At 70.7% G+C, this 7,014-nt stretch carries 5 protein-coding genes; all 5 read right to left on the bottom strand.

The window, feature by feature from the left end; translation table 11 throughout:
- Nucleotides 1-291: 291 nt before the first annotated feature.
- The 5 genes from ABEA93_RS40060 to ABEA93_RS40040 all read right to left on the bottom strand — a co-directional run bounded on the left by ABEA93_RS40060 (nucleotide 292) and on the right by ABEA93_RS40040 (nucleotide 6,883).
- The gene (locus tag ABEA93_RS40060) at nucleotides 292-963 is read right to left on the bottom strand and encodes a response regulator (protein WP_345680927.1); all 672 of its coding nucleotides are present in this window, start codon (nucleotides 961-963) and stop codon (nucleotides 292-294) included.
- The gene (locus ABEA93_RS40055; protein ID WP_345680926.1) at nucleotides 948-2,375 is read right to left on the bottom strand and encodes a sensor histidine kinase; all 1,428 of its coding nucleotides are present in this window, start codon (nucleotides 2,373-2,375) and stop codon (nucleotides 948-950) included. The genes ABEA93_RS40060 and ABEA93_RS40055 overlap by 16 nt, the downstream gene beginning before the upstream one ends.
- A gap of 31 nt (nucleotides 2,376-2,406) precedes the next feature.
- Nucleotides 2,407-4,620: an MMPL family transporter gene (locus ABEA93_RS40050; RefSeq protein ID WP_345680925.1), complete on the bottom strand. Its 2,214-nt coding sequence runs from the start codon at nucleotides 4,618-4,620 to the stop codon at nucleotides 2,407-2,409.
- Nucleotides 4,621-4,982: 362 nt separating this feature from the next.
- Nucleotides 4,983-5,630 (bottom strand): response regulator transcription factor, encoded by a 648-nt coding sequence (locus ABEA93_RS40045; RefSeq protein WP_345680924.1) that lies wholly within the window; start codon nucleotides 5,628-5,630, stop codon nucleotides 4,983-4,985.
- Complete coding sequence (locus ABEA93_RS40040; protein WP_345680923.1) at nucleotides 5,594-6,883, bottom strand: sensor histidine kinase; 1,290 nt, start codon at nucleotides 6,881-6,883, stop codon at nucleotides 5,594-5,596. The genes ABEA93_RS40045 and ABEA93_RS40040 overlap by 37 nt, the downstream gene beginning before the upstream one ends.
- Nucleotides 6,884-7,014 lie beyond the last annotated feature (131 nt).

The raw sequence follows: 7,014 nt of genomic DNA, 5'->3' as shown, positions 1-7,014 counted from the left end.
CGGCTCGACCAACTCCCACTCGCCATCCGACAGATCACCCCGGGTCATGCCGTCCGGTCTACCGCATTCCCCCGGCCGCCGAGGCCGGAATGACCCGATCGTGATCCGAACTCAGAACAGGCCCTAGGGCCCTCCCTCCTCCCACCGTCTCCGGTCGGAGTCTCTGCGAAGGCCCCTCCCCCACCCCCGCCGCCGTCGGATCTCCTTCCGACCCGGCCACCTTCTCGTACCTGCCCTCCGGTGATCCACCACGAAAACCCCGTCTGTGGACAACCCGACCCCCCTCCCCCGTCAGCCCGCCCCCGGCCCCGGCCGGACCACCCCCGACTCGTAGGCGATCACCACCAGTTGCGCGCGGTCGCGGGCGCCCAGTTTCACCATCGCGCGGCTGACGTGGGTCTTCGCGGTCAGCGGGGACACGAACAAGTGCTCGGCGATCTCGTCGTTGCTCATTCCGGACGCCACCAGCGCCAGTACCTCGCGCTCCCGGTCGGTCAGCGCGGTCAGCCGGTCGGGGGCCGCGACCTTCGGCTCGGGCTGGGACAGGAACCGGCCCACCAGCGCGCGTGTGGCGCCCGGCGACAGCAGAGACTCCCCCGCCGCGACGGTCTTGATGGCACGCAGCAGGTCGGCCGGTTCGGTGTCCTTGACCAGGAAACCGCTGGCGCCCGCGCGCAGCGCCTCGAACACGTAGTCGTCGACCTCGAACGTGGTGAGCACCAGCACCTTCACCCCGGCCAGGTCCTCGTCCCCGACGATCCGGCGGGTCGCTTCGAGGCCGTCCATCTCCGGCATGCGGATGTCCATGAGGACGACGTCGGCGAGGGTCTCGCGCGCCAGTTTGACCGCCTCGGCGCCGGTCGCCGCTTCGCCGACCACCTCGAGTTCGGGATCGGAGCCGATGAGCACCTTGAAGCCGGCGCGCACGAGCGACTGGTCGTCCGCGATCAGGACCCGGACCATGTGTTTCCTTCCGTTGCCGCGGCGGCCGCGGACGCGGGGGCGTCCGCACCGCTCGCGGAGGCTGAGGGGGCCGCCGACGGGGGCGGCGCGCCGCCGGTCGGCAGCAGCGCCGCGACCAGGTAGCCGCGGTCCGCGGCGGGTCCGGCGCGCAGCGTGCCGCCGACCGCGGTCGCGCGTTCCCGCATGCCGAGGAGTCCGTGCCCGGTGCCGGAGCCCGGGCCGGCGGACGCGCCGCGGCCGTCGTCGGCCACCTCGACGTCCACCTCGTGCGGCACGTACCGGATGCGGACGGCGGCCTGCGCGCCGGGCCCGGCGTGCTTGACCGCGTTGGTCAGCGACTCCTGCACGATCCGGTACAGCGCCAGTCCGACGGGCGCGGGCAGCGGCCGCGGCGCCCCCGCGATCTCCAACTGCACCGGCAGCCCTGCCGTGCGGTACGACGCGACCAGCGACTCGATGCCGTCCGCTCCGGGCATCGGCTCGGTCGGATGGTCGCTCTCCCCGTCCTGCCGCAGCACGCCCAGCGTGGTGCGGAGTTCGGCGAGCGCGTCGCGGCTGGCTTCCTTGATGTGCACGAGCGCCTGGCGGGCCTGGCCGACGTCCTGCTCGATGACGTGTGCGGCGACGCCCGCCTGGATGTTGATCATCGCGATGCTGTGCGCCACGACGTCGTGCAGTTCGCGGGCGATGCGCATGCGTTCGGCGGTGACCCGGCGGGCGGCCTCTTCCTCGCGCTCGCGGTCGGCGCGGGCGAGGCGGGCCTGCACCTCGGCCCAGTAGGCCCGCTTGGCGCGGACCGCTTCCCCGACGGCGACGGGCAGGTACAGCCACACCACCGAGAGGTAGTTCTCCGGACGCACGAACGCCGAAGCGAGCACGGCGAGCCGGATCATGGTGTGCGCGACCGCGACCGCGGAGGCGATCCACAGGCCGCGGCGCAGGCCCTCGCGGGACGCGACGGTGTAGAGCGCGATCAGCGTCGGCAGCAGGATCGACCCGTCGCGGCCGTCCGCGACGAGGTAGGCGAGCTGCGCGAGTTCGGTGATGGCGAGGACGATCAGGGGGTGCTGGCGGCGGCGCAGCAGCGCCAGGCAGCTCAGCACCGCGATGGTCAGGTTGAGCCCGTTGGGGGCACCCGGCACGTGCGGTTTCTGGGACGGCGCGATGGCGCCGCCGACGGTCACGGCGATGACCATGGCGACCACGAGGATGTCCGACATCCAGGCGTGGTTGCGGATCGCCCCGCAGCGTTCCTGCCAGCGCCGCCGCGGCCCGCCGGGCATCGGCAGCCCGGACGGTTCGGCGGGCTCCGGAAGCTGCGGGACGACGGGGGCGCCTGCCGCGGGGGCGGCGGGCGCGGACGCAGGACGGCCCCGCACGCCGGTGCGTACGGGGCCGTCCTGGTACTGCATGTCCTGCTCCTTCGGTTCCGTCAGCCGTGGATCACCGGCCGGCGAGCACCGGTTCCCGGTCTTCCTCGCCGTGTCCGCCGCCGTGGCCGGCCTTGGGCCGGTCGGCGTGGCCCGGCCACCAGGCCTTGTGGCCGATGAGCGCGGTGACCGCGGGCACCAGGAACATCGACATCACGAAGGCCGAGATGCAGATGCCCACCGCGACCGCGAAGCCCATCTCCATCATCATGCTGACGCCGGCGAACATGAGCGATGCGAACGTCCCCGCCAGGATGACACCTGCCGCCGCGATGGACGGTCCGGCGTGCTCGACCGCGAGTGCCGCGGCCTTCCGTGGCTCGTGGCCTTCCTGCGCTTCCTCACGCAATCGGGCGATCATGAGGATGTTGTAGTCCGTGCCGATCGCGACCACGAACATGTAGATCATGATCGGCAGCATGAACATCACGCCCGCGTGGTCGGCGAGGCCCTGGAACACGAACACCGTCGCGCCGAGCGTCGCCGCGTAGCCGAGGACGACCGCGAGGATCAGGTACCAGGGTGCCACGAGGCTGCGCAGCAGCAGGCCCAGGATCAGCGCGATCAGCAGCCCCGCGACCGGGAAGATGACCTTCATGTCGCGGTTGGTGGCGTCGCGGACGTCCGCGAACGAACCGGTGGCACCGCCGACCAGGACGTCCGTGTTGGCCGGAGCCTGCGCGTCGGCCGTGGCGCGGAGCGGCTTGATCGTGTCGAGGGCCGCGTTGGTGTACGGGCTCTCCTTCAGGACCAGCTTGATCTCGCCGTAGAGGCCGTCGTCGCTGTATTTGACGTGGCCGTCGCCGGGCTTCTCCGGGTTGATCACGTTGACGCCGCCGACGCCGTCTGCGCCCTTGAGGCCCACGGCGAACTGCTCGGCGGCGTTCCGGTCGAGCGGCTTGCCGTCCTTGGACGCGACGAAGACCTGGGTCGGGTTGAGCGTGCCGGCCGGGAAGCCGGTCTGCATGTCCTTCATGGCCTTGGCGGACTCGGTGCCGCTCGGCAGCTGGCCGATCTGGTCGTAGTCCGCCTTGAAGCCGAGCACGCCGGAGGCGAGCGCGACCATGATCACGCCGGACACCACCGCGACGGCGACCGGCTTGTTGCCGGTCATCTTGCCGAGCTTGTGGAACGTGGTGCCCTGCGGCTGCTGCTGCCAGCCCTTCGACGGCCAGAACACCTTCGGGCCGAGCAGCGAGACGACCGCGGGAACCAGGGTGAGGCCGGCGATCGCCATGACGATGACCGCGATGGCCAGGCCCGGGCCCATCGACTTGAAGCTGCCGAGCGAGGCCAGGAGCATCGCGCCGAACGCGATGACGACGGCGCCCGCGGCGGAGGCGATGGCCTCGCCGACGCGCTCGACGGCCACGATCATGGCCTGCTTCTTGTCGTCGCCCGCTCGCAGCCGTTCGCGATAGCGGAACAGCAGGAAGAGGATGTAGTCCGTGCCGATGCCGAAGAGCACCACGATGAGCATCGTCTGGAGCGACTGCTCGACCTGGAAGTCGAACGCCTTGCCCAGCAGTGCGATCACCGCCGGGGCCACCATCGCCACGATGCCGACCACGATGATCGGCAGGAAGGCCGCGACCGGGCTGCGGTAGATGAGCAGCAGGAGCACGATGATCAGGACGATCGTGACTATGCCGACGATCGCCTCGGCCTTCTTGAAGGCGTCCTCGTTGTCCAGCATCATCGCCGGACCGCCGGTGTAGCCGTACTTGAGGTCGGTGCCTTCCACCAGCGGCTTCGTGGCGTCGCGCAGGTCCTTGACGGCCTCGTTGACCTTCTTGTCCTGGGCGTCGCCCGCGATGCTGAAGTCGACCAGGCCGATCTTCTTGTTCTCGGACACCTGGAGCGGACCGACACCGCTGACCTCGCCGGCCGGGCGGGCGGTACCGGACGCGACCGGCTTGACCTTCTCCGCCTGGAGCTTGGCCGCGATCTCCTTGATCTTGGCCTCGTCCGCCGCCGTGAGCGCACCGCCGTCGGCGCGCTTGAACACGGTCAGCGCGCTCTGGTCCTTGGACTGCGGGAACTGCTTCTCGGCAAGGTCGGCCGCCTGGACCGACTCGTACTTGTCGGGCAGGAAGCTCGCCGTGTCCTGGTTGGTGATGTCCGACAGCTTGGGCGCGAACGCGACCAGCGCCACGGCGGCGACCAGCCAAACGCCGATCACCTTCCACGGATTGTGGACGACGAGCCTTCCGAGTCGTCCGAACATGTGCTCTCCATTCGTCCTGCGTCCGCCCGCCCTGCCCGCGAACCGGGTTTGTGATCCGATTCACAAAGCTCGGCGACTGGCGTCCGCCGGGGAGAGCGCTGGTGGTGTCAGCCTCGACGGTAGACACCCGCAAGGGTCCGGCACAATGCGAAAAGCCGCAGGTCAGCGAAGTTCCAACCGCTGTAGGAGAAGCGCGCACCCCGCCCGCAGAAGCGCTCGGAGATGGCTACTACGAGGGGAGTAGACGGCGTTCGTCCCCCAGGACGAACCCAGGACGAACCCAGGACGAACCCAGGACGAAAGAGCCCGGCGACGCCTCCCACCGGACGGGTCCGGAGGACGCCTCCCCCACGCTGCCGGGGCTACGCCCCGAGGTACGCGAGCACCGCCATGACCCGGCGGTTGTCGTCGTCCGAAGCGGTGATGGCCAGCTTCCCGAAGATGCTCGTCGTGTGCTTGCTGACCGCACCCTCGGACACGAAGAGCTGCTTGGCGATCGCCGCGTTCGACCGGCCCTCGGCCATCAGCTTGAGCACGTCGCGCTCCCGCTCGGTCAGCTGCCCGAGGGGCTCGTGGCGCTGCTCGGTGCGGGTCAGCAGCTTCGCGATCACCTCGGGGTCCATCGCCGTGCCGCCGGCCGCGACCCGGTGCACCGCGTCCACGAACTGCGCGGTGTCGAAGACCCGGTCCTTGAGGAGGTAGCCGACACCGCCGGAGCCGTCGGCGAGCAGCTCGCGCGCGTACAGCTGCTCCACGTACTGCGACAGCACCAGCACCGGCAGGCCCGGGACACGCCGACGGGCCTCCAGGGCGGCCTGGAGGCCCTCGTCGGTGAACGTGGGGGGCAGTCGTACGTCGACGACCGCCACATCGGGGCGCTGCTCGATCAGGGCCTTGAGGAGTTCCGGCCCGTTGTCCACCGCCGCGGCGATCTCGAAACCGTGGGCTTCGAGGAGCCGCACCAGCCCGTCCCTCAGGAGGGCGAGATCTTCGGCGAGGACAACTCGCACGGCAGCTCCATGGTCACCGTCGTCGGGCCGCCCTTCGGGGAATCGAGGGCGATGGTCCCGTCGAATGTACCCAGTCGCCGCTCGATCCCGCGCAAACCCGTGCCCTTGGCGAAGTCCGCACCGCCGCGGCCGTCGTCGACCACCTCGATGCGCAGCCGCCCGGCGCGGTGCCGCAAGTCGATCCACACGCGCGAAGCCCCGGCGTGCTTGGTCGCGTTCGTCAGCACCTCGGTGACCGCGAAGTACGCCGCCGACTCCACCGGAGCCTCCAGCCGGCCCGGGATCGCCACGGTGACCTCGACCTCGAGCGGGTTCTCCAGCGCGATCGTCCGTACCGCGTCGCCCAGGCCCCGGTCGGCCAGCACCGGCGGGTGGATTCCACGCACCAGGTCCCGGAGTTCGTTGAGCGCCTTGGCGGACGCCTCGCGGGTCTCGGACAGCAGCGCACGGGCCGCGTCCGGGTTCGAGTCCATCAACTGCTCGGCGGCACCCAGGTTCATGCCCATGGCGACCAGCCGGGCCTGCGCACCGTCGTGCAAGTCCCGCTCGATGCGGCGCAGTTCCGCGGCGGACGCGTCGACCGCGTCGGTACGCGTCTCGGTCAGGTGGCGCACCCGCAGCTCCATCTCGGCCTTGCGGGTGGGCGCGAGGAGCGTGTGCGACCACTTCGCGTGGACCTTGAGCATCTTCGGGGCGATCCAGAAACCGATCACGATGTACGCCACGCCGACCAGCGCCGCGAGCCAGGCACGGCTGTCGCTGTCGACCTTGACGAAGGTGTACCAGCCGCTGTCGCCGGCGTTCGTGATCGGCTTCCACAGCCACGGCTGCAGCAGCCCGAACACGCCCTCGGCGATGAACCCGAGCGCGAGGATGCCCAGGACCATGCCGATCACGAATTCGGCCGGCAGCCAGACCAGGTCGCGCCACGTCGCGGGGTCGCCCAGCAGGGTGCGGCAACGCTGGACCTGGCCGACGATGCCGCGGGCGTACTTCGGCTCGGGACGGTACGGCCGGGCGATCGGCACGCCGTTCTTCTCGGCCCGGCGCCGTGCGGTGTCCGCGAGGGCGCGGGTCGCCGCCACGAAGACGGGGACCAGCAGCACACCGATCCCGAGGACCATCAGCGGCAGGAACACCACGGTGAGCACGAACAGCACCAGGCCCACCGTCATCGGCGCCACCAGCCACAGCCCGCGCCATGCGTCGACCCACCCGACGCGGATCCGCCGCGCGACTCCGCTTGCACTCACTGCTGCCTCCTCGGCGTGGGCCCCGACCTGCGAGGTTTCTTGCTCCGACACCGGTAAGTCTGCCTACCGCGCAGGGGTGGGGGCATTGCGCTGGGGCCCCGGGGTTGGGTGGGTCTGGCCCCACCCTTACC

The sequence above is a fragment of the Yinghuangia aomiensis genome (assembly GCF_039542225.1).
Classification (GTDB): Bacteria; Actinomycetota; Actinomycetes; order Streptomycetales; family Streptomycetaceae; genus Yinghuangia; species Yinghuangia aomiensis.
This window is presented reverse-complemented; position numbering and strand designations above follow the sequence as displayed.

Bases quoted from the DNA above. Each gene is read 5' to 3' on its own strand.
- ABEA93_RS40050 (WP_345680925.1), bottom strand. From the start codon at position 4,620: ATGTTCGGACGACTCGGAAGGCTCGTCGTCCACAATCCGTGGAAGGTG.
- ABEA93_RS40055 (WP_345680926.1), bottom strand. From the start codon at position 2,375: ATGCAGTACCAGGACGGCCCCGTACGCACCGGCGTGCGGGGCCGTCCT.
- ABEA93_RS40060 (WP_345680927.1), bottom strand. From the start codon at position 963: ATGGTCCGGGTCCTGATCGCGGACGACCAGTCGCTCGTGCGCGCCGGC.